This window comes from Pseudomonas sp. GL-B-19, from assembly GCF_019956415.1.
In the GTDB taxonomy this organism is placed as follows: Bacteria; Pseudomonadota; Gammaproteobacteria; order Pseudomonadales; family Pseudomonadaceae; genus Aquipseudomonas.
This window is the reverse complement of sequence record NZ_JAHBDK010000053.1, coordinates 71911-95987: the sequence shown is the minus strand read 5'-3', so window position 1 is coordinate 95987 and position 24077 is coordinate 71911. Positions and strand designations below refer to the sequence as shown.

Genomic DNA, 24077 nt, shown 5'->3' with positions numbered 1-24077 from the left:
ACTATTCCTCCCTATAACTGGCGACTAGATTACGTCCGTACAATCGACAAGGTTGCTCTACCAACCGGTACGAAAATTCTACCATCAACCCCAATAGAACTGCGGCGACTATAAGCATCAAAGCGATGTGTACCTGCGTAGGTTCACCTCCCGCCCCTAGCCTGATAAATATTTCGCGCGTCAGATAATACGCGATAGTATGGATCAAGTAGATAGAGTAAGATCGCGCGCCAAAAAAGCATGAAACCCGGCGCCCTCGTTCCGAACTCACGATATAGTTTTTGTTGAAGGAAGCGAGTACAACTAGAGCAAATGCTGCCAGAACAACATAACTGTGAAATAAAGAAAACCAGTCTCGTCGAGCGAGCAACACTGTCGCCGCCAACAACGACACGACACAGGCAACTCTAATTACATTATTATTGTCGAACAAACGGATATTTTTTAAATAGACGTTTTGTTTCAATACAGCAAGAAGCACTCCGAGCAATAGCGCATCAGTGCGAAAAAACCATAGCGGTGTCCCCCACGGCCTGACGATGGCGAGTTGCAAAAGCACCATTATTAGTAACGCAGGGACCAAGTATCGCATTCGAACAAAAAACAACAGAAACGGGAATACAAAATAAAACTGTTCTTCTAGCGACAACGACCAATAGACCCAATAGTTTGGACTGATCGCGCAAGGTAACCATTGAAAATACACGCAACCTACAAGATAGCCGTTCTCAAACTGCAACATACTAAAAAGCGCATTAGTCAGGCTGTCATTAAAGGAACCAAAAACTCCATCTTTGAAAAAAAAGGCACACCAGAGCGAGAACACGCTCCAGAACATCGCGGCAGGCCATAGCCTGGATACTCGCTTGACCCAAAATACTTTTGCGACATCACCAAACGTTGAATCACGTTGTTGAAGAAGAATCTGGCAGATTAGAAATCCAGAGATGCAGAAGAATAGATCTACACCACTACCCAACCAAAATACCGATAAAGATGACGTCCAAGCGGGTATCAACTCACCTAAATGGGCGATCACCGTCATACCGACCGCGTAAGTTCTTAGGGCTTCGATATCGATATTTTTTTGCATTCTGATCGTCGCTTGGAGTAATGGCACTGTTAGCCTACTACCTCACTCCGGTGAGCTAATGGCACTTCACTAAGCGTTACGAGGCGCGCCCCCATTTATGGCACACCTACTGCCAGACATGCCTCACGTTTCCGCGTAATGTCTGGCGAGCAGTTGCGAATATGGGATTCACGACGCAGTTTCTCAGCACCTACGTAGAAGCCCTTCCGATGCTGACTATCCTACTCCCCTATGATGTGATCAGGGCTCAAGTCGACGTTGCTGGTAGATCCAGTCAACAATTTCGCCATCCGGCGTATAACCCTGGACAGTCTCACGCAGCAATTGACGGACACGGGAGTAGTCATCCTGCTCGACCGCAGCCAACAGTTCGGTAAGCCTGGCCTTGAGCACATCCCAATCCAGATGATCCTCGTTTGCAGTCATGATCATCGGATGCTGAGTTGCAGCTACGTTATCCCCAATCAGCAACTCTTCGTAAAGCTTCTCTCCTGGCCGCAGACCAGTGAACTCAATAGCGATATCGCCATGGGCATTTTTGTCTGAGCGGACACTTAAACCGGACAGATGAATCATTTTTTCCGCCAGTTCGACGATTTTTACTGGCTCGCCCATGTCTAACACGAATACGTCGCCGCCCTGCCCCATAGAGCCGGCTTGAATGACCAATTGTGCGGCCTCGGGAATAGTCATGAAGTAACGAGTGATCTTCGGGTGCGTAACTGTTAGCGGACCACCCGACTTGATTTGCTTATGGAATAAAGGGATAACCGAACCTGAGGACCCCAGAACATTACCAAACCGGACCATCGTAAATCGAGTTTTATTAACCGTAGAGATACTAGTCCTATCGCCAAATAACACCGGCCCGGCCTCTTTACTTAATGCCTGAAGAGTCAGTTCAGCGAGCCGCTTGGTACTGCCCATTACGTTGGTGGGCCGAACCGCCTTGTCGGTGGAGATCAGCACAAAGTTCGAGACGCCCGCCTGCAAAGCAGCTTGGGCTGTATTAAGAGTGCCAATCACGTTATTTAGCACACCCTCAGCAATATTGTGTTCAACCATAGGGACATGTTTATAAGCCGCGGCATGATAAACAGTGTCTACATGCCAAGATTTCATCACATCCAGAAGTTGATGCTGGTTTCGAACCGACCCTAAAATTGGCAGCAGTTTTACCGACAAGGATTCACGATTAATTCGCTGTTCAAGCTCAGAAAGAATACTGTAGAGATTAAATTCGCTATGTTCGAACAACAAAAGGGCAGTCGGACGAAGAGCCAGAATTTGTCGGCACAGTTCGGAGCCTATGGAGCCGCCTGCACCGGTGACAAGGACCACCTGCTCCTTGATGCAATGCTCAAGCAGCTCCTCTTGAGCAGGCACTGCATCGCGCCCCAACAAATCGGCAATATCCACCTCTTGAATATCATCGACCTTAACCCGCCCGCTTGCCAAGTCCATGAACCCAGGCACACTACGGACATGAAGCGGGTAACTCTCAAGCAAACCGAGGATCTCACGACGACGACCACGAGATGATGAAGGAATCGCCAGTAGAATTTCTTGCGCGCCAGTCACGTCAATCATCTGCTGAATATGCTTGGGTTTGTAGACCTGCAGTCCGGAGATAATACGACTGGCAATACTGCTATCGTCATCGATAAAGGCAACAGGACGCATGATACGCCCCATTCGCAACGCTGCGACGAGCTGATTTCCGGCAGCTCCAGCCCCGTAGATAGCTACTTTCGGCAAACCGTCATCACGATTGGTGAAAGGGACATGTTGAGCCGCAGAAAACCAATCTCCAAGGAAAAACTGACGCATTGCCAGCCGCAAACCACCAATCATGATCAAATTCAACCACCAGTAGTTGAAAATGATTGACCGAGGTACGACATTTTGATGATTACTGTACCAATAGACGACAACGCCGAGAATTAAGGATGACAGGCTGACTGCCTTAATGATTGCGATAAGAGCGTCATTCCCGAAGTAGCGCATAACAGCGCGATACATGCCAAAGCGGATAAAGAGCGGAATGGCTACCACTGGGGCACTTAGGAAGAGCCAAAGGTGTTGAGTAAAAGGATTGATCAAATCATCAACCCCCAAGCGAACAACAAATGCCATCCAGAGGGCTAGCCAGACAAGGACGATGTCTACCGTCACCTGAATAAGTCGTTTACTTCGGCGCGGAAGACCTAATAGCAAAGCTCGGAACTTATCCATACCCCTACGAACACCTCTCACCACACTTTTATTAGTCAGACACTTTGAGTGCCACATTCGCATACAATCAATACTTTACAACATCAAGCCTCAAACACCTGAGGATGGCGTCTTTTCTAACTCCCCTGCGTGAAACATTATCGCCAGGACGATTAGAGGCAAGTAGGCGATCATCAGCCCGAGCGCGCCATCAAGCCCAAACTTTGTTACGCAGATTCCGATAGGTAACAACCAAAACAGGTTGATGCCTCCCACCGCAAGCGTGATTGGCAAGTGCTTTCCAGCCATTCGCGAAGCGTACTGATAAGCATGGCTTCGGTGAGCTTCGTAAACCTTGTCTCCTCGAACCAACCGACGTAGCAGTGTAAATGTCGCATCGACAATAAACACGCCCAAGAGGATTAGCCATCCCCAGAGTAGCTGCGATGAAACCCAAGCAGCCTGTAACGAAATCATTCCCAGGGCGATACCCAAAAATCCGCTTCCTGCGTCCCCCATAAAAATACGTGCAGGAGGAAAATTCCAATAGAGAAACCCGGCAACGGCCATTGCCAGTATCAAAGGAGTCCATAAAAGCTCAGTAAACCCGCCAAGCCAGTAAAGTAAACAGGCCCCGAGGCAAGCACACAAAGCCTCAATACTAGCAATACCGTCAATTCCATCCATGAAATTGTAAAGATTTAGCATCCAGACCAAGTAAATGACCCCAAGAAGGTGTCCGACCCAACCGAGATCAACTGTCCAACCAATAACAGTGACAGAAGGAAGCCCACCAAACCAGAACAACGCCCAAGCACCAGCACTAAAATGGCCAAGTAGGCGCCATCGAGCGGCTATATGGCCGTGATCATCCATAAAACCGATGACCGCAACCAATCCTCCAGCACCGCCTAAAGCCACCAGGGCTTCCCAGGGAACTAAATTTGCCCAACCCAATAATGGTAGTGAGAGCAGGAAAGCTACAACGATTGCAACCCCTCCACCCCGAGGAGTAGGAACCGAATGGGAACTACGAGCGTTGGGAATATCAATAATACTTAACGCAAGCGCATAGCGACGTAATCCCGCAGTAAGACATAACGAAGCAATGGCCACAGCAGGAATTAACCACCAGTAAATCATTGTTTGCGACTCTCTTGAAAGTGTATAGCCGCCTCCTTCAAGGCGGAATCCACCGAAACTAATGGTTTCCAGCCTAAAACTTCGCGAGTCTTGCTTATATCTACCTGCAGCGACCCACATAGCCGTTGCGACAGATCTGACTTCCCAAGAAGGCGAGCGCCTAAGCGAAGTATCCATACTGGCACAGGAAGTAGGCGCGCGGGCTTGTCCAACGCACGCGCCATTCTCCGCAATAGTTCAGAAGTCGACAGGTCTTCACCGTCACTTACCATGAAGGTTTGATTGGCAGCCGCAGGGTGTTCCATACATAAAACAATAAGGTCAACCAAGTTATCTAACGCAACAAGGCTTCGACTATTTCGAATCGCGCCAAATGGTAAAGGAACGCCTTTATCAAGCCACTGCATCATCTTCAGAAAATTCGCCTTAACACCAGGCCCATAAACCAATACAGGTCTGATTATTACAACCTCCATCCCTGTCTTTTCTGCAATAGCTTTCAGCCCTAATTCTGCTTCCATTTTGGAAACACCATACGGATCTAAAGGTGCAGGTGCTGTCTCAGGTGAGTAAGCATCACTCTTTGTCGTGCTCTCTCCATTGACCTTTATAGAGCTTATAAAAACGAAACGACGAACACCAGCTGAGGCCGCCTGCTCAGCAAGCTTTAGCGTCCCTTTAACATTAACTGCTCTAAACGCCTCGAGAGGATCTAATGCTTGATCGTTCATAACATGAACTCGAGCCGCCGTATGGACGATAACGTCCATACCAATCAAATTTGGCGTCCAATCCACAGAAGAGGAAAGTTCAAAATTTTTTAGCATGCGCACCGTATCAGGACAATCGATAGACTCACGACGCGCGGCTGCAAAAACCTCAACATTTTTTTTGTTTGCTAAAACCTTAAGCAGCCTACTGCCAACAAATCCAGACGATCCCGTCACCAATACGCGCATGCGTCCACCCTTTTATGCCTTAGACCATACGGTACGATTAATATAGTCCGTATAACTATAAATAACTCGTGCTATCTGTTTTGAGACTGGGCCGCCAAGATAGTCCTTTACAACAGGAATGACACGAGCCCCACGGTGATGCTGACTTGTCACAACCCGCACGGCATCCAGCACCCGGTCAACTTTAAGCCCACACATGATGAGCGTTCCCTCATCCATTCCTTCGGGGCGCTCATGAGCATTACGAATTGTAACCGCCGGGAGGTTCAACAAAGAGGCCTCCTCGGTAATGGTTCCGCTGTCAGACAGGACACAAAACGAACCCATCTGCAGCTTGATATAATCTAGCAAACCAAAAGGCTTGACAAACCGAATCAATGGGTGCTCAAGGGACTCACCCAATGCTTCAAGACGTTTACGCGTGCGTGGATGCGTAGAGACAATAACTGGAAATCCATAATTATCGGCCAATGCACGAAGCGACCCTAGGAGATCGATCAAGTTTTCAGGTGTATCGACATTTTCCTCGCGGTGAGCACTAACTACAAAAAATTTGCCATCCTCAAGTTGCTCTCGCTCCAAGATATTAGACGCCAAAATTTTCGGCATATAATGATCAAGAACTTCCTCCATGTGCGACCCGGTTTTAATGATCGTTTCAGGCCTAATGCCTTCATCTAAGAGATACCGACGAGCATGCTCAGTCAAAACCAGGTTAATATCACTCAGATGGTCAAGAACCTTACGATTCAATTCTTCGGGCACTCGCTGATCAAAACAACGATTGCCTGCTTCCATATGAAAAACCGGAATTTTTCGACGCTTAGCCGCGATCACGGCCAAGCAGGTGTTGGTATCTCCATACAACAAAAGCGCGTCAGGCTTTTCCAGTTCGAATATCGCGTCTGACTTCGAGATAACTTCAGCAATAGTCTGTGCTGCTGTCTCACCCACAGCACCAAGAAAATGGTCGGGCTTTCGAATTTCAAGATCATCAAAAAAAACCTGATTCAACTCATAGTCATAGTTTTGACCAGAGTGAACGAGAACATGATCAGTCTGCTTATCCAATTCTGCAATAACACGACTCATCTTAATAAGTTCGGGCCGTGTTCCCACCAGCGTCATTACCTTAAGCATCTAATTGCTCCTTAATGAAGTCCAACTTCAATAAAAGTTCTTTAATGCCAGGAACATCCAAACGCTCGGTATTATGCGAAGTATAGTCATCCAATTCGGAAATATTTTGCTCGCCTTCGACAAAGTATTTCTTGTAATTAAGATCCCTATTATCGGCAGGAATACGATAGTACCGCCCCATATCCTCGGCTTTAGCCATTTCTTCACGTGAAATTAGTGATTCGTACAATTTTTCGCCGTGACGAGTACCGATGACTTTGATTGCGTTATCGCCCAAGAAAAGCTCTTTAAGCGCCTGAGCCAAATCAGCAACAGTGGATGCCGGTGCTTTTTGAACAAAAATGTCGCCTTGCTCGGCATGCTCAAATGCGTGAAGAACCAAATCTACAGAGTCATCAAGTGACATCAGGAAACGCGTCATACTTGGATCTGTAACAGTCAGTTCATCACCGTCCTTAAGCTGTTTGACAAAAAGAGGAATTACCGACCCTCGAGATGCCATAACATTTCCGTAACGGGTAGAACAGATGACAGGTCCGGTTTCGGGAATGATCCGGGACTTGGCAACTACAAGCTTCTCAGCCATAGCCTTGGAGATACCCATTGCGTTAATGGGGTATACGGCTTTGTCAGTACTAAGTACAACGACTCGACTGACATTATTGGCAATAGCCGCATTGAGTACGTTTTCAGTACCAATTACGTTGGTTTTAACGGCCTCCATCGGGTAAAACTCACAAGATGGAACTTGTTTAAGCGCCGCGGCGTGAAATATGTAGTCCACACCGACCATCGCTTGGGAAACACTAGCGTAGTCCCTGACATCGCCGATATAAAATTTGACTTTGTCATTACCTAACGCTATACGCATGTCTTCCTGTTTTTTTTCATCACGACTAAAAACACGAATCTCCTTGACGTTTGTATCGAGAAAACGCTTGAGAACAGTGTTTCCAAACGAACCAGTACCGCCCGTTATCATCAGAATCTTATCGTCGAACATATTGATCACCAAAATTTAAAAAATGGAAGTCTAACGGTTAGCGCGCATAGCTTCAATTAGATCAGGCCACTGTGGAGGCGCATACCCTGTAGCCGTTCGGAACCGAGACGAATCTAATGACCGATCAATTTGTAGCTGCTCATCCGGGACAATGCTGATTTCTTTTTGATAAGTCTTGGCGACATGGCGCAACAACGTCAGCTTATCGATTGGCTCTGCAGAGACATGGTATAACCCTTGGAGGGCGGGCTGCGGGATTACAAAATCTAGAATGACGCGAGCCAGTTCAACTGTTGGTAACCCGGAAAAAACAGCTTTTGAAAACCCTTTGACAGAGCCGGATTGCGAAAGAAACCAGTCAATGAGCGATGATTGACTATTCAGCTCATGTCCGATAATTGAAGTACGAAGAGTAACAACATGCGATTGGTCAACAATTTCTCCGATATACTTAGATTTTCCATACAAATCTTCAGCATCAGAAACATCGTTTTCTTTATACATACCCTTTCGACCGGAAAAAACACAATCAGTACTAATATGTACTAAGCGGCTCCCGACCAAAGCACACAGTTTGGCCAGCCGATGGGGCAACATTGCGTTAATGGGTAATACAGACAAAGGATCTTTAGCAGAGCTTAATTGCTTAATCAGCCCAATACAGTTAATTACAACATCAGGCTTAGAGCGCTCAAAGACATCGACTAAAGAGTCTTGATCAAGAACATCAACGCCCGAGATCAAATTACCTTTAACTTTGCTATCAAAACTATCAATTGCTTTAGCATTACGAACTGTCCCAATAACACTCAATGCAGACGAACTGCTGAGCACTTTGAAAACAGCATTACCCAGCATACCTGTTGCACCCAAGACCAATACACGCATTCCAGCACCTATTTTCTGTTGAGACGCGCAGTCAAGATATCAATCAATCGACCGCTTTGAAAATCCATATCAAAATTTTCATTAAAATATTTCAATCCTGCCAGCCCCATTTTATCACGCTCAACGCTTGAGCTCTCTTTCAATGCTAAAATGGTTGCAGCCAACAGCTGACCACTTGCAGGGGGGCACACCAATCCGGCGCCTGACTCACTGATCACCCGAGCCCCCTCCCCCCTTAAGGCCGCAATAATCGGGCGACCAGCGGCAAGATAAGCCTGAATTTTGCTAGGAATAGTATAAGAGAAAATTTCCTCATCATTCAGAGAAACCAACAACGCAGCAGCACATTCAAATAATTCAGGCATGGCATCCGCCGGAAAGCGACCAGGCAACACCAGGTTATCCAGATGAAGTGATTTTTTTTGGCTTGCCACCCATTCGAGCATGCTGCCACTGCCGACAATGAATATCCTCACCCCTGCTTCTTGCTTTAATAACGACGCGGCCTCAACAATACTTTCCACTGACTGAGCCGTACCAATGTTACCCGCAAACACCACGCTGAAATGGCTTTCGAGCTCACTTTTCAGAGTTTCGGGAATGACATTCCCTATAACTGAAAAATTTTTGCCATCTATTGAATTTGGAAAATAAACCAATTTTTCCGAACTAGCATACTTTTTTGTCGGCTCAAAAAAAGCCCGAGACTGCAGCAACAGAGTATCACAACACTTATAAATACCACGAACCATATACCCCACTGACTTGAGCACCCACGACTTCTTAACAAACCCGGTCGCAGAAAGACTTTCCGGCCATAAGTCCTGCACCCAGACAGCTAAGTGTGCGCGCTTGGCCCACTTTAAGAGTATCGCGGGTATTACCTGGACAATAGGCGAAGGGGCAAAAACTATAATCGCATCGAATTTTTTCCCCTTAAGGAGTTTAGGGAAATACCAAAGCCCCATCACAACAAATGACAAGTAATTCAATACCAGTTTTTTAGCCCCTCCCTTGCCACGAGGATAAACTGGCACACGAACCACATCGATCAGCGAGGAATAGCGCTCGCACTGCACCCCCTTGGCACTGTAACCGTCATAAATATCCCCATCGGGATAATTGGGCTTCCCTGTGGCAACGGTAACTTCATGCCCCTTACTGGCAAGCTTGATCGCCAAATCATTTATTACAAATGATTCCGGCCAAAAATACTGGGACATCAGCAAAATACGCATATACGCTAATCAAACCTGTTAAATAAGCGCGCTATTAGTAATAACTTCATTCCGCGAAAACCTTCGAAAATTAAAAAAATAGCCAACTAGTAAACATAAAAAAACACTGCATAAGTAGCAGAGCTATACCTCTGCAAAACTCCAACAACTCTCGACAAATCGACACGTAAACACCCAATCAGCGAGAATTGGAGACCCAAGGGAAATAACTGACGAATAGACGCCACAAGACAATAAAGCCCATCCAAAACATAACGAGGCTTCTGGCTAACGTCGACCGGCGCTTCAAGACTGCCTGCGAAAGCAAGCTTATCGGCGTTAACTACCGAGTCGCTCTTACTGGGGATGATATGACGAATGAATACCGAACTGATAAATCCAGCGACGCAGGTTACGAGCGTTTTCATGCAAAACTATACCCTTGAGTTCCCGACAGCCATCGATCTACCACTGCCCAATCCATGAATGCAAAGCCATCCGTGCTAACTGAGGCCTCTGACAGAGCTAACCTCAACTGGAGTGGCCATATACCACCACTCGGAAAAACACACTATTTTACAGCTTAGTGCTGGTTTTACTAATAGTTACAGACAATCTGCGACGCAAATACGACGTGCTCCTCGTGCCCGTCTCAATCAGACAAGGCGCTTGCGAGAAGCCCTAGACGTACGCCCCAGCAGCCAACCGAGAATCGGGCCTATAACCATGCCGATTAGCAAAGCAAGAATAATCACCAGCGATACCGGCAGTTGCGGCCCCGCCCAACCAAGAAACAACAAGGAAACCGATTGCTGATTCTCGAGAATAAAAGCCAGAATCGCCAAAATCATCAACAAAGCGAACAATGCCATTAGTACGCGCTTGAGATTATGCATGAGCGCCTCCCAGGATTTCGGCCACTGTCAAAGCCCTTCCTCCTCGTCCTCGTTCACACGATCACGCAGTTCTTTCCCCGGCTTGAAATGCGGGACAAACTTTCCATCCAGGCTAACCGACTGACCGGTTTTCGGATTACGCCCAACCCGCGGCGCCCGATAGTGCAAAGAGAAACTGCCAAACCCACGGATCTCAATACGATCCCCTGTGGCCAGGCATTGTGACATTTGCTCAAGCATGGTCTTGATGGCCAACTCCACATCCTTGGACGAGAGCAGCCCTTGATGGGTGACAATTCGTTCTATCAACTCCGACTTCGTCATATTTTTCCCTTCTTTTTCAAGCAGCTAGGAAAAGCGCTTCAAAGGTTTTAGCATGCCAGGAAGAATTTGAACAGCCTGAGCGCTGACATATCTTTACCAAGGAAGCCAGCCAATCTCAAACAGCTACAACACAGATCAACCTCAACGACAGACCACCAGCAAGGTCCGTGTCAGATATCCTGCAGGATTGAAACCAAAAGGAAATACATCTTCTTCCTTCACATCATCGGACCTTGCCAGGATTTTATACCCCGACGCCTTACACTCCTTTTCCGCACGCTTGCGGCATTTTTCCCACCCGGAGCCCAGCCCCGAACAATCAATCTCGATTCCACTGACCCCACGTACGACGTGAGTCTTGGCATTAGTAGTACAACCCGCCAATGTCAGTACTGCTATTGCGACAATGAGCTTGTTCATTCACTTCCTTATGCCAGAAACCCCACCCGACTGCCGCTCACTTCAGGCCAAAGGTTAGCTGCAAACAAACGATTGATCTGGTTAAAGAAAGAGACAGCGCATCGCAGATATTGGCTTCACAAACAACGATTGCAGCCGCAAGCACCAACGATGCCCATCAAATCGCAGGCACAAAAAAGGGCGACCGAAGTCGCCCTTTTTCTATGGTCTGACAGAACTTAGTTCTGTTTTTCCATTTGTGCACGCAACAGGTCGCCCAGAGTGGTAGGACCAGCAGCGACGTCAGCAGCAGGCTTGTCTTTCAAGCTCTGGATTGCTTCTTTCTCGTCTTCAACGTCTTTCGACTTGATCGACAGCTGGATTACACGGCTCTTGCGGTCAACGCTGATGATCTTGGCTTCTACTTCTTCGCCTTCTTTCAGAACGTTACGCGCGTCTTCAACGCGGTCACGGCTGATTTCGGAGGCTTTCAGAGTCGCTTCGATATCGTCGGCCAGAGTGATGATGGCGCCTTTAGCGTCAACTTCTTTCACGATGCCTTTAACGATTGCGCCTTTGTCGTTCTCTTGAACGTACTCGGAGAACGGATCGCTTTCCAGTTGCTTGATACCCAGGGAGATGCGCTCGCGCTCTGGGTCAACCGACAGGATAACGGTGTCCAGTTCGTCGCCCTTCTTGAAGCGGCGAACGGCTTCTTCGCCCACTTCGTTCCAGGAGATGTCGGACAGGTGAACCAGACCGTCGATGCCGCCGTCCAGACCAATGAAGATACCGAAATCGGTGATCGACTTGATGGTGCCGGAGATTTTATCGCCCTTGTTGAACTGGCCAGAGAAATCTTCCCATGGGTTAGATTTGCACTGCTTGATGCCAAGGGAGATACGACGACGTTCTTCGTCGATATCCAGAACCATAACTTCCACTTCGTCGCCGACTTGTACGACTTTCGAAGGGTGGATGTTCTTGTTGGTCCAGTCCATTTCGGAAACGTGTACCAGACCTTCAACGCCTTCTTCCAGCTCAGCGAAGCAGCCGTAGTCGGTCAGGTTGGTTACACGAGCGGTAACGCGAGTGCTTTCTGGGTAACGGGCTTTGATAGCAACCCATGGATCTTCGCCCAGTTGCTTGAGGCCCAGGGAAACACGATTGCGTTCGCGATCGTACTTCAGAACCTTGACATCGATCTCGTCGCCAACGTTGACGATTTCGGAAGGATGCTTGATACGCTTCCAAGCCATGTCGGTAATGTGCAGCAGGCCATCGACGCCACCCAGATCGACGAATGCGCCGTAATCGGTGAGGTTTTTGACGATACCTTTGACTTGCTGACCTTCCTGCAGGGATTCCAGCAGAGCTTCACGCTCGGCGGAGTTCTCGGCTTCGAGGACGCTGCGACGGGAAACGACAACGTTGTTGCGTTTCTGGTCGAGTTTGATGACCTTGAATTCCAGCTCTTTGCCTTCCAGGTGCGTAGTATCGCGCACAGGACGGACGTCAACCAGAGAACCTGGCAGGAACGCACGGATGCCGTTAACGTCGACAGTGAAGCCGCCTTTAACCTTACCGTTGATAACGCCCTTGACCACTTCTTCGGCTGCGAAGGCTGCTTCCAGAACAATCCAGCATTCAGCGCGCTTGGCTTTTTCACGGGACAGCTTGGTTTCACCAAAGCCATCTTCAACCGAGTCCAGAGCAACGTGAACTTCGTCACCGACGTTGATGTTCAGTTCGCCAGCGTCGTTGTAGAACTGCTCAAGCGGGATGAGTGCTTCAGACTTCAGGCCAGCGTGAACGGTTACCCAGCGAGCTTGGTAATCGATATCAACGATAACACCGGTGATGATGGAGCCTGCCTGAAGGTTCAGGGTTTTTAGGCTTTCTTCAAAGAGTTCCGCAAAGCTTTCGCTCATTTTAATTCCTGTTGAATAAGGGCGAAGGATACGCCCATCTCCACATCCCAGACGACGTGGGTTATGTTCATTAGAAGAAGCACCCGCAAGACTATGACTGGTCCCCTGCGAGGCTTCTTGGTCACCCGGCGATATCGCGAATGGCGATCTCGCTCATGATGCGTTCCAGCACCTGATCGATGGATAATTCCGTGGAATCCAGCTGTATGGCGTCAGCCGCCGGTTTGAGCGGGGCTACCGCTCGCTGGGTGTCACGCTCATCGCGGACACGTATCTCATCTAGCAGACTCGACAGACTAACACCATCGACTTTGCCCTTCAACTGCAAGTATCGACGGCGCGCACGCTCCTCGGCACTGGCAGTGAGGAAAATCTTCAACGGCGCGTCCGGAAAAACCACTGTGCCCATATCTCGGCCATCGGCTACCAGTCCCGGCATTTCCTGAAAAGCACGCTGACGCTGCAGTAGCGCCTCGCGTACTGCGGGCAATGCAGCGATTTGGGACGCGCCAGCACCAACACTTTCCGTACGAATCACATCGCTGACTTCGTCGCCTTCTAGAATGATTCGCTGCAGCTGACCGTCCGTCGCACCGATGAATTGCACGTCCAAATGCGCTGCAAGCGCCTTCAGCAACTCTTCATTGGTCAGATCAACACCATGATTGTGCGCGGCGAACGCCAGCAAACGGTACAGCGCACCGGAATCCAGAAGGTTCCAGCCCAGACGCTTCGCCAGTATCCCGGCGATCGTACCTTTACCGGAACCGCTCGGGCCATCAATGGTAATGACTGGCGACTTGTTGATCACGACTGAGCCTCTTCAGCTACCCGGATACCGACCTGCGCGCACAGCGCGAGGAAGTTCGGGAACGACGTCGCGACGTTGGCGCAATCATGGATGCGGATCGGTGCAGTAGCGCGCAGCGATGCAACGCTGAATGCCATGGCAATCCGGTGGTCGCCATGACCATGCACTTCGCCGCCGCCGATCTGGCCGCCGTCGATAATGATGCCATCCGGGGTCGGTTCGCATTTGACGCCCAGCGCCAGCAAGCCATCAGCCATGACCTGAATCCGGTCCGACTCTTTGACCCGCAACTCTTCAGCACCACGTAGTACCGTGCGCCCTTCGGCACAGGCCGCAGCCACGAACAGCACCGGGAATTCGTCGATGGCCAGTGGAACCAGCGCCTCGGGAATCTCGATACCTTTGAGTTTAGCTGCACGTACGCGCAAGTCCGCGACAGGCTCGCCACCGACTTCACGCTGGTTTTCCAGGGTGATATCGCCGCCCATCAGACGCAGGATGTCGATCACGCCGGTACGGGTCGGATTGATGCCGACGTGTTCCAGCACCAGCTCCGAACCTTCGGCGATCGATGCGGCCACCAGGAAGAACGCAGAAGACGAGATATCGCCCGGCACTTCAATATGGGTCGCAGTCAGTTTGTGCCCGGACTCGACCGACGCAGTCGCGCCATTGACGGTGACCGGGTAGCCAAAGCCTTGCAGCATGCGTTCGGTATGGTCGCGCGTCGGTGCAGGCTCGGTAACGGTGGTCTTGCCTTCGGCGTACAAACCGGCCAGCAACAGACAGGATTTCACCTGAGCACTGGCCATCGGCATGGTGTAGGTCAGGCCTTTGAGCGTGCTGCCGCCGCGAATGGTCATTGGCGGACGACCTTCAGCGGCAGTCTCGATCACGGCGCCCATTTCACGCAGCGGATTGGCCACGCGATTCATCGGACGCTTGGACAGCGAAGCGTCGCCGGTCAGGGTGCTGTCGAAGTTCTGCGCAGCCAGCAGGCCAGACAGCAGGCGCATCGAGGTGCCGGAGTTGCCCAGATAGATTGGGCCCGGCGCTGGCTTCAGGCCATGCAGGCCGACACCGTGAATGGTCACGCGACCATGGTGCGGACCCTCGATCACAACACCCATGTCACGGAAGGCTTGCAGGGTCGCCAGAGCGTCTTCGCCCTCCAGGAAGCCTTCGACTTCGGTGACGCCTTCGGCCAGGGAACCGAGCATGATCGAACGGTGGGAAATCGATTTATCGCCCGGTACACGAATCCGCCCAGTCAGGCGGCCACCAGGTTGTGCCAGGAAAATCAGGTCGTTGGAGTTCATAGCGTCCACATAGGCCCGGCGGGCCAGGATTTTACTGAAATGCTCGCGGGCAACCCGGGCGCGAGTGAACACGCCCAACAATTGGTGCCCATCCCCTGCATCGACCGCGTCGCGCAAGGCGTCGAGGTCGCTGCGAAATGTATCAAGTGTGCGCAGGACAGCTTCGCGGTTGGCGAGGAAGATGTCGTGCCACATGACCGGGTCGCTTCCCGCGATTCTTGTGAAATCGCGAAAACCGCCGGCAGCGTAACGGAAGATCTCTAGGTTTTCATTGCGCTTGGCCAACGAATCGACCAAACCGAACGCCAACAGGTGCGGCAAATGGCTGGTCGCCGCCAACACTTCATCGTGGCGCTCGACCTGCATGTGCTCGACATCGGCGCCCAATTCGCGCCACAAACGGTCGACCACCGCCAGCGCGGCCGGATCGGTTTGATCCAGCGGCGTCAGAATCACTTTATGACGACGGAACAGCTCGGCGTTGGAGGCTTCCACCCCGCTCTGCTCGGAACCGGCTATCGGATGCCCTGGCACAAAACGCGACGGAATCTCGCCAAAGGCTTCGGTCGCCGCACGGACGACATTACCTTTGGCGCTGCCGACGTCGGTCAGAATGGCCGAACCGAGATCCATTGCAGCCAGGCGCACCAACATTTTTTCCATGGCAAGGATCGGCACGGCCAACTGGATCACGTCGGCGCCCTGACAAGCTATCACCAGGTCTTCTTCGCAGCGATCCACCACGCCCAACTCGACTGCCAGCTTGCGCGACTGCGGATCGAGATCGACCCCAACCACTTCGCGGCACACGCCACTTTCACGCAAGCCCTTGGCGAACGAACCACCGATCAATCCCAGACCGACCACCACCAGGCGACCGATCATAGGTGCAGCAGATTGCAGTGCAGTGACATCAACCACGAGCCAGAACCTTGGTCAGTGCCTCAAGGAAGCGGCTGTTTTCAGCCGGCAAACCAATGGTGATGCGCAGGTGGTTCGGCATGCCGTAGTTGGCCACCGGACGCACGATCACGCCTTCGCGCAACAAGCCCTGAAACACCGGCGCAGCAACGCGACCGAGGTCGACGCAAATGAAGTTGCCTTTGGACGGAATCCAGCTCAAACCCAACTCACGGAAACCGGCTTCCAGTTGCAGCATGCCGGACTCGTTCACGCGACGGCTTTCAGCCAGGTATTCGCTGTCTTGCAGCGCAGCGCAGGCAGCGGCCAGTGCCAGACTATTAACGTTGAACGGCTGACGCACGCGATTCAGCACGTCCGCGACCACGGCGGTGGACAAACCATAACCGACTCGCAACGCCGCCAGACCGTAAGCCTTGGAGAACGTGCGTGAAACCAGCAGATTCGGATAAGCCGCCAGATAGTCCAGACCGTCCGGCAAATCGCTGCCCTCGGCGTATTCGATGTAGGCCTCGTCCAGCACCACCAGCACATGCGCCGGAACATCCTGGAGGAATTCATCCAGCGCCTCGGCATCGAACCAGGTCCCGGTCGGGTTGTTCGGGTTGGCAATGAAGACTACGCGAGTGTCAGCATCGATTGCCACCAGCATGGCCGACAGGTCATGCCCCCAGTCTTTGGCGGGAATCACTTTGGCCTGAGCACCAACGGCCTGGGTCACAATCGGGTAGACCGCAAATGCGTGCTCGCTGAACACAGCGTTGAGGCCCGGCGCCAGATAGGCACGTGCGACCAGCTCCAGAATGTCGTTGGAGCCATTGCCCAGCGTCACTTGATTCAGTTCGACGCGGCACTGCTCGGCCAACAGGGTCTTGAGTGCAAAACCATTGCCGTCCGGATACCGGGTCAGCTCGGCCAGCGCATTCTGAATCGCCGTCAGCGCTTTGGGACTCGCGCCCAACGGGTTTTCATTGCTGGCCAGTTTGACGATGCTTGCCGGATCAAGGTCCAGCTCGCGCGCCAGTTCATCCACAGGCTTGCCTGGGACGTAAGGCGAAAGTTGTTGCACGCCCGGCTGTGCCAGAGCGAGGAAGTCATCACTCATTTGCTACCCCTTAGAGAACTGCTTTCGGGTAGGAACCCAGCACTTTGAGTGCCACTGCTTCCTGACTGATCTTTTCCAGCACACCTTTGATCAATGGATCGCGATGGTGACCGACGAAGTCGATGAAGAACACGTAGGTCCATTTACCGCTGCGCGATGGACGCGTCTCGATTCGCGTCAAGTCGATGCCATTGTCGTGGAACGGCACCAGCAATTCGTGAAGCGCGCCGGGCTTGTTGCTCATGGAGACGATGATCGAGGTTTTATCGTCGCCCGTTGGCGGAACTTCCTGACTACCGATCATCAGGAATCGCGTGGAGTTATCCGGACGATCCTCGATTTTCTCGGCCAGTCGGGTCAGCCCGTACAGACCTGCGGCCATGTCGCCGGCAATTGCCGCCGAGTTCCACTCACCCTTAACCCGCTTGGCCGCTTCGGCATTGCTGGACACCGCCACGCGCTCGACATTCGGGTAATGGGCGTCCAGCCACTTGCGGCACTGGGCCAGCGACTGGGCATGGGAATAGATGCGGCTGATGCTGTCAGTCTTGGTGTTTTCACCGACCAACAGGTGGTGGTGAATCCGCAACTCGACTTCGCCACAGATGACCATGTCGTGTTCGAGGAAGCTATCGAGGGTGTGGTTGACCGCGCCTTCGGTGGAGTTTTCCACCGGAACCACGCCAAAGTTCACCGCACCGGCCGCCACTTCGCGGAACACTTCGTCGATCGCCGCCATCGGCTTGCTGATAACAGCGTGGCCGAAGTGTTTCATGGCCGCCGCCTGCGTGAACGTGCCTTCAGGACCGAGGTAAGCCACTTTCAACGGCTGCTCGAGCGCCAGGCACGAGGACATGATTTCGCGGAACAACCGCGCCATCTCTTCGTTACCCAGCGGCCCTTTATTACGCTCCATCACACGCTTGAGCACCTGAGCTTCGCGCTCAGGACGATAGAACACCGGCACTTCGCCTTCGGCCAGCGAGGCCATCTTTACTCGCGCAACTTCCTGGGCGCAGCGTGCGCGCTCACTGATCAGCTCCAGGACTTTCTCGTCCAGGGCATCAATGCGCAGGCGCAGTGCCTTGAGTTCTTGCTCAGACATTAGCCGTGTTCCTTCTCGAACTCTGCCATGTACGAAATCAAAGCGTTGACCGCAACGATGTCGACGGCGTTATAGATGGAGGCGCGCATGCCGCCCACGGAACGGTGACCTTTGAGGTTCAACAGGCCACGCTCGTCGGCACCGACCAAAAATGGCTTGTCCAGACGGTCGTCAGCCAGACGGAACGGCACGTTCATCCACGAGCGATCCGATTTGTTGATCGGGTTGCTGTACAAGCCACTGGCGTCGATGAAGTCATACAGCGTGCGCTGCTTCACTTCATTGAGCTTGCCGATGGCTTCAACACCACCCTGCTCTTTCAGCCACTCGAACACCAGTCCGGACAAATACCAGGCCAGGGTCGGCGGGGTGTTGTACATCGAACCATTATCGGCCGCGACCTTGTAATTGAGCATGGTCGGGCACATGGAACGGGCGTGACCCAGCAGGTCTTCGCGAACGATGTTGACCACGACGCCGCTCGGGCCGATGTTTTTCTGGGCGCCGGCGTAGATCATGCCAAAGCGCGAAACATCGATCGGGCGCGACAGAATGTCCGAAGACATGTCGGCCACCAGCGGAACATCACCGGTTTCGGGGATCCACTGGAATTCCAGACCACCGATGGTTTCGTTCGGCGCGTAGTGAACGTAGGCCGCGTCTTTCGACAGGTTCCATTCGTTCTGACCGGGAATAGCGAAATAGTCGTAAGGCTTGGCGGTCGCGGCGACATTTACGTTGCCGTAGCGCGAAGCTTCTTCGATGGCTTTCTGCGACCAGATACCGGTATCGATATAGTCGGCAGTGCCGTTTTCCGGCAACAGGTTCAGAGGAATCTGAGCAAATTGCTGGCTGGCGCCGCCTTGCAGAAACAGCACTTTATAGTTCGAGGGGATATTCAGCAGATCACGCAGATCCTGCTCGGCCTTGGTGGCGATGGACACGAACTCATCACTGCGATGGCTCATTTCCATGACCGACAGGCCCTTGCCGTGCCAATCAAGGAGTTCACCCTGGGCGCGCTGCAGGACAGCTTCGGGAAGTGCCGCAGGACCGGCACAGAAGTTATAGGCTCTCTTGCTCACATCCAATCTCGCTCTGATTTGGTGGTAATCACGCAATACATCACAACATCAATCGACACAGAGTCCCTGCCGAAGCAGAAAACCTGTGGGAGCGAGCCTGCTCGCGAATGCATCACCGCGGTACTGGAGGTGCACTGCGGCGCCTGCAATCGCGGGCAAGCCCAGCTCCTACAAAAAGCCCCTTCACACAGGACCCTCGTGGGTGTCGATATTTTCATACAGGACAAACAACAAGGGGGCGAATTCTCATCCGCCCCCTGTTTGTTCGCTTACTCTTGTGGCTCTTCGTCGGCGGCGGCATCGAGTTGCTGATCGTCAACAACGTCGTCGATCACGACTTCGCCAACGAACTCTGCACCCTCTTCACCTTCCAGCTCTTCACCTTCGACTTCCGACGGTTCCTGAACCCGCTCCAGACCGACCAGTGTTTCATCACTGGCCAGCTTGATCAGGGTCACGCCCTGAGTGTTACGACCCAGGCTGGAAACTTCGTCGACACGGGTACGAACCAACGTGCCCTGGTCAGAAATCAGCATGATTTCCTCGCCATCGAGCACCTGGACCGCGCCGACCAGACGGCCGTTACGGTCGTTGCTGACCATGGCGATAACGCCTTGACCGCCACGCTTGTACTCAGGGAACTCGGTGATCGCCGTGCGCTTGCCGAAACCACGCGCCGAAGCGGTGAGGATCTGGCTGCCTTCTTCCGGGATCAGCATGGAAATCAGCTTCTGGCCTTCCGGCAGACGCATGCCGCGAACACCGCGAGCGGTACGACCCATGGCGCGAACGTCGGTTTCCTTGAAGCGAGTGACCTTGCCGCCGTCGGAGAACAGCATGACTTCGCGCTCGCCATCGGTAATGGCGGCAGAGATCAGTACGTCACCTTCGTCCAGCTCCAGCGCGATCAGACCGACGCTGCGTTGACGGCTGAAGGATTCCAGCGGGGTCTTCTTCACAGTGCCTTTAGCAGTCGCCATGAAGATGAAGTGACCTTCGGTGTATTCCTCGACCGGCAGCATGGTGGTGATGTATTCATCACTGTCCAGCGGCAGCAGGTTGACCAGCGGACGACCACGGGCAGCGCGGGACGCTTCCGGAATTTCGTAGGTTTTCAGCCAGTACACTTTGCCTTTGCTGGAGAACAGCAGCAGCGTGGTGTGGCTGTTGGCAACCAGCAGGTGAGCAATGTAATCCTCATCCTTGACGCCAGTCGCCGATTTACCTTTACCGCCACGACGTTGAGCCTGGTACGCAGCCAATGGCTGGGTCTTGGCGTAGCCACCGTGGGAAATGGTCACGACGCGCTCTTCTTCCGGGATCATGTCACCCAGGGTCAGGTCGAGACGGGCATCGAGGATCTCGGTGCGACGCACATCGCCGTACTCGGCGCGGATCACTTCCAGCTCTTCGCGGATCACTTCCATCAGGCGCGTGGCGCTGCTGAGGATGCGGATCAGTTCGCCGATCTGGTTGAGGATCTCTTGATACTCGGCCAGCAGTTTTTCGTGTTCCAGACCGGTCAAACGGTGCAAACGCAGTTCCAGAATGGCTTGAGCCTGTTCTGGCGACAGGAAGTACTTGCCGTCGCGCAGGCCGTATTGCGGGTCCAGAGTCTCTGGACGGCAAGAATCGGCACCGGCGCGCTCGACCATGGCCACCACGGCAGAGGATTCCCAGGCGGTGCTGATCAGCGCTTCCTTGGCTTCCGACGGCGTTGGCGAGGCCTTGATCAGGGCGATGACCGGGTCGATGTTCGACAGGGCAACCGCTTGACCTTCCAGAATGTGGCCACGTTCGCGGGCTTTACGCAGCTCGAACACGGTACGGCGCGTAACGACTTCGCGACGGTGACGAACGAAGGCTTCCAGCAGGTCTTTGAGGTTCAGGATCCGTGGACGGCCGTCGATCAGCGCAACGATGTTGATACCGAACACCGCTTGCAGCTGGGTCTGGGCGTAGAGGTTGTTGAGGATCACCTCAGGCACTTCGCCGCGACGCAGTTCGATCACGACGCGCATACCGTCCTTGTCGGACTCGTCGCGCAACTCGGTGATGCCTTCAAGCTTCTTCTCTTTAACCAGCTCGGCGATCTTCTCGATCAGACGGGCCTTGTTGAGCTGGTAAGGGAGTTCGGTAATGACGATCTGCTGACGGCCACCGACCTTGTCGATGTCTTCGATCGTCGAGCGGGCGCGCATGTAAATGCGGCCACGACCGGTACGGTAGGCTTCGATGATGCCGGCACGACCGTTGATGATCGCGGCGGTCGGGAAGTCCGGACCGGGGATGTATTGCATCAGCTCATCGATGGTCAACTCTGGGTTGTCGATGAGGGCCAGGCAACCGTCGATGACTTCACCGAGGTTGTGCGGCGGAATGTTGGTCGCCATGCCCACGGCGATACCGCTGGAGCCGTTGACGAGCAAGTTGGGAATACGGGTCGGCATGACCGCCGGGATCATTTCGGTGCCGTCGTAGTTCGGCACCCAGTCCACGGTTTCTTTGTGCAGGTCAGCCAGCAGTTCGTGCGCCAGCTTGGTCATGCGTACTTCGGTGTATCGCATGGCCGCGGCGTTGTCGCCGTCCACCGAACCGAAGTTGCCTTGACCGTCTACCAGCAGGTAGCGCAGCGAAAACGGCTGCGCCATGCGGACGATGGTGTCGTACACCGCCGTATCACCGTGCGGGTGATACTTACCGATTACGTCACCGACAACACGGGCAGATTTCTTGTACGGCTTGTTGAAGTCGTTGCCCAGCTCGCTCATCGCGAACAGCACACGCCGGTGCACGGGCTTCAAGCCATCGCGCGCATCCGGCAGGGCCCGCCCGACAATTACGCTCATTGCGTAGTCGAGGTAGGACTGCTTCAGCTCGTCTTCGATATTGACCGGGAGGATTTCTTTGGCCAGTTCGCCCATGAGAAGCTCGATTCCTTTTTCTGGTGAAACTTCGTCACATCCATATGGGACGAACGAAGCTCGCCGCTGCAGGCTGAGTGCCATACACCGACTTACGACAAATCAACAAATGAACCATGGATTTGCGCAGTAAAGACAACCCCGTGGGGCTGCCTCGGAAAACGCCGGATGTTATCACAAGAGCCGCCACGCACCTATCCCCCAGACGCGCATGGAGCATAGTTAGTTGACCGATGACAGGCTTGAGGGAGACGAGAGAGGCTTAGAGGAAAATTTCAGAGGTGAATGAAGCGTATTTGTTGGCTGTCAGGGCCTCATCGCGAGCAGGCTCACTCCCACACAGGATCTGCATCGTTCACAAATCCCTTGTGGGAGCGAGCCTGCTCGCGATGGCAATCTTTCAGGCGCCAGAAATTATTAATGCAGACGCTTGCGGCACATCAACTGCGCCATTTTCGCGGTATCCGGCCGCTCGACGATGCCTTTTTCGGTGACGATCACATCGATCAGGTCCGCGGGCGTCACATCGAATACCGGGTTGAACGCATCGACATCCGCCCCGACCCGCTTGCCGCCGATCTCTAGCAACTCACGGCCGTCACGCTCTTCGATAGGAATTTCGTCGCCACTGGCCATGTTCAGATCGATGGTCGAACTTGGTGCGACCACCATGAAGCGCACGCCATGGTGCATGGCGTTGACCGCCAGTTGATAGGTGCCAATCTTGTTCGCCACATCGCCATTGGCGGTGATTCGGTCCGCACCGACGATCACCCAGGTCACGCCTTTGGTTTTCATGATGTGCGCGGCGGCGGAGTCGGCATTCAGGGTCACGGGAATGCCTTCATTGGCCAGTTCCCATGCAGTCAATCGCGAACCTTGCAGCCACGGCCGGGTTTCGTTGGCGTAAACGCGCTCAACCATGCCTTCGATAAAGGCCCCGCGAATCACGCCCAGCGCCGTGCCGAAGCCACCCGTAGCCAGCGCGCCGGTGTTGCAGTGGGTCAGGATCGCCTGGGCGTTACCCTGGTGCTTGCGGATCAAGTCCACACCCAGCTGGGCCATGGTCAGGTTGGCTTCGCGATCACTTTCATGAATGGCGATGGCCTCTGCCTCCAGCGCCACCAGAGGGTCTGCGTCTCCCTTGAGACGATCCAGGCGGTCACGCATGCGACTCAAGGCCCAGAACAGATTCACCGCTGTCGGACGGGAATCGGCCAGTAACGCGTAATCCTCTTCCCACGCTGCCTGCCAGTCACCGCCCTCGGCAATTCGGGCGCGGGCTGACAGCACCATTCCATACGCCGCACTGATGCCGATCGCTGGCGCACCGCGCACCACCATCGAACGAATAGCCTCGGCCACACCGGCTGCACTTGTGTAGGCAATCCAGGTTTCTTCGAAGGGCAAAATACGCTGATCCAGCAGGTACAGGGCGCCATCACGCCAATCGATGGCCTTCACCTTCTCCGCAGCCAACAGTCGATCGCGCATCCCTCACCCCGCACTCAAGCACAAAAGCCGCCGATTATAGCGAGCCCCCCGCGAAGACGCTCGGGTATACTTCGCCATCCTTTACAAAAGCACTGGAACCCCACCC

At 53.0% G+C, this 24077-nt stretch carries 19 protein-coding genes; all 19 read right to left on the bottom strand.

Annotated features, from left to right (window positions below; genetic code table 11):
* Position 1 precedes the first annotated feature (1 nt).
* The 19 genes from KGB06_RS20855 to mtnA all read right to left on the bottom strand — a co-directional run bounded on the left by KGB06_RS20855 (position 2) and on the right by mtnA (position 23971).
* The gene (locus KGB06_RS20855) at positions 2-1093 is read right to left on the bottom strand and encodes an acyltransferase family protein (RefSeq protein ID WP_223519112.1); all 1092 of its coding nucleotides are present in this window, start codon (positions 1091-1093) and stop codon (positions 2-4) included.
* 240 nt (positions 1094-1333) lie between these two features.
* Complete coding sequence (locus tag KGB06_RS20850) at positions 1334-3328, bottom strand: polysaccharide biosynthesis protein (protein ID WP_223519110.1); 1995 nt, start codon at positions 3326-3328, stop codon at positions 1334-1336.
* 90 nt (positions 3329-3418) lie between these two features.
* Complete coding sequence (locus tag KGB06_RS20845; protein ID WP_223519108.1) at positions 3419-4450, bottom strand: MraY family glycosyltransferase; 1032 nt, start codon at positions 4448-4450, stop codon at positions 3419-3421.
* A complete protein-coding gene (locus KGB06_RS20840; RefSeq protein ID WP_223519106.1) occupies positions 4447-5409 on the bottom strand; it encodes a UDP-glucose 4-epimerase family protein in 963 nt (320 codons plus the stop codon). The genes KGB06_RS20845 and KGB06_RS20840 overlap by 4 nt, the downstream gene beginning before the upstream one ends.
* Before the next feature lie 12 nt (positions 5410-5421).
* Positions 5422-6549 (bottom strand): non-hydrolyzing UDP-N-acetylglucosamine 2-epimerase, encoded by a 1128-nt coding sequence (gene wecB, locus KGB06_RS20835; protein WP_223519104.1) that lies wholly within the window; start codon positions 6547-6549, stop codon positions 5422-5424.
* Positions 6542-7552: a nucleoside-diphosphate sugar epimerase/dehydratase gene (locus KGB06_RS20830; protein ID WP_223519102.1), complete on the bottom strand. Its 1011-nt coding sequence runs from the start codon at positions 7550-7552 to the stop codon at positions 6542-6544. The genes wecB and KGB06_RS20830 overlap by 8 nt, the downstream gene beginning before the upstream one ends.
* Positions 7553-7582: 30 nt before the next feature.
* Positions 7583-8440 (bottom strand): dTDP-4-dehydrorhamnose reductase family protein, encoded by an 858-nt coding sequence (locus tag KGB06_RS20825; RefSeq protein WP_223519100.1) that lies wholly within the window; start codon positions 8438-8440, stop codon positions 7583-7585.
* 8 nt (positions 8441-8448) lie between these two features.
* Positions 8449-9678: a glycosyltransferase family 4 protein gene (locus KGB06_RS20820; protein WP_223519098.1), complete on the bottom strand. Its 1230-nt coding sequence runs from the start codon at positions 9676-9678 to the stop codon at positions 8449-8451.
* Between the two features lie 635 nt (positions 9679-10313).
* Positions 10314-10553: a lipopolysaccharide assembly protein LapA domain-containing protein gene (locus KGB06_RS20815; protein WP_223519096.1), complete on the bottom strand. Its 240-nt coding sequence runs from the start codon at positions 10551-10553 to the stop codon at positions 10314-10316.
* 27 nt (positions 10554-10580) lie between these two features.
* On the bottom strand, positions 10581-10877 hold the full coding sequence (gene ihfB, locus KGB06_RS20810) for an integration host factor subunit beta (RefSeq protein ID WP_003369729.1): 297 nt from the start codon (positions 10875-10877) through the stop codon (positions 10581-10583).
* Positions 10878-11018: 141 nt separating this feature from the next.
* Complete coding sequence (locus KGB06_RS20805; RefSeq protein WP_223519094.1) at positions 11019-11297, bottom strand: hypothetical protein; 279 nt, start codon at positions 11295-11297, stop codon at positions 11019-11021.
* 218 nt (positions 11298-11515) lie between these two features.
* A complete protein-coding gene (rpsA, locus tag KGB06_RS20800) occupies positions 11516-13207 on the bottom strand; it encodes a 30S ribosomal protein S1 (protein WP_046031753.1) in 1692 nt (563 codons plus the stop codon).
* A 121-nt stretch (positions 13208-13328) separates the two neighbouring features.
* Positions 13329-14018 (bottom strand): (d)CMP kinase, encoded by a 690-nt coding sequence (gene cmk, locus KGB06_RS20795; RefSeq protein WP_223519092.1) that lies wholly within the window; start codon positions 14016-14018, stop codon positions 13329-13331.
* Positions 14015-16222: a bifunctional prephenate dehydrogenase/3-phosphoshikimate 1-carboxyvinyltransferase gene (locus tag KGB06_RS20790; protein ID WP_263288353.1), complete on the bottom strand. Its 2208-nt coding sequence runs from the start codon at positions 16220-16222 to the stop codon at positions 14015-14017. The genes cmk and KGB06_RS20790 overlap by 4 nt, the downstream gene beginning before the upstream one ends.
* A 28-nt stretch (positions 16223-16250) precedes the next feature.
* On the bottom strand, positions 16251-17363 hold the full coding sequence (gene hisC, locus KGB06_RS20785) for a histidinol-phosphate transaminase (protein WP_223519088.1): 1113 nt from the start codon (positions 17361-17363) through the stop codon (positions 16251-16253).
* Between the two features lie 10 nt (positions 17364-17373).
* Positions 17374-18468 (bottom strand): prephenate dehydratase, encoded by a 1095-nt coding sequence (pheA, locus tag KGB06_RS20780; protein ID WP_033055815.1) that lies wholly within the window; start codon positions 18466-18468, stop codon positions 17374-17376.
* Positions 18468-19553 (bottom strand): 3-phosphoserine/phosphohydroxythreonine transaminase, encoded by a 1086-nt coding sequence (gene serC / locus KGB06_RS20775; RefSeq protein WP_223519086.1) that lies wholly within the window; start codon positions 19551-19553, stop codon positions 18468-18470. The genes pheA and serC overlap by 1 nt, the downstream gene beginning before the upstream one ends.
* A 269-nt stretch (positions 19554-19822) precedes the next feature.
* On the bottom strand, positions 19823-22477 hold the full coding sequence (gene gyrA, locus KGB06_RS20770; protein WP_007945812.1) for a DNA gyrase subunit A: 2655 nt from the start codon (positions 22475-22477) through the stop codon (positions 19823-19825).
* Between the two features lie 417 nt (positions 22478-22894).
* Positions 22895-23971 (bottom strand): S-methyl-5-thioribose-1-phosphate isomerase, encoded by a 1077-nt coding sequence (gene mtnA / locus KGB06_RS20765; protein WP_223519084.1) that lies wholly within the window; start codon positions 23969-23971, stop codon positions 22895-22897.
* Between the last annotated feature and the right edge of the window lie 106 nt (positions 23972-24077).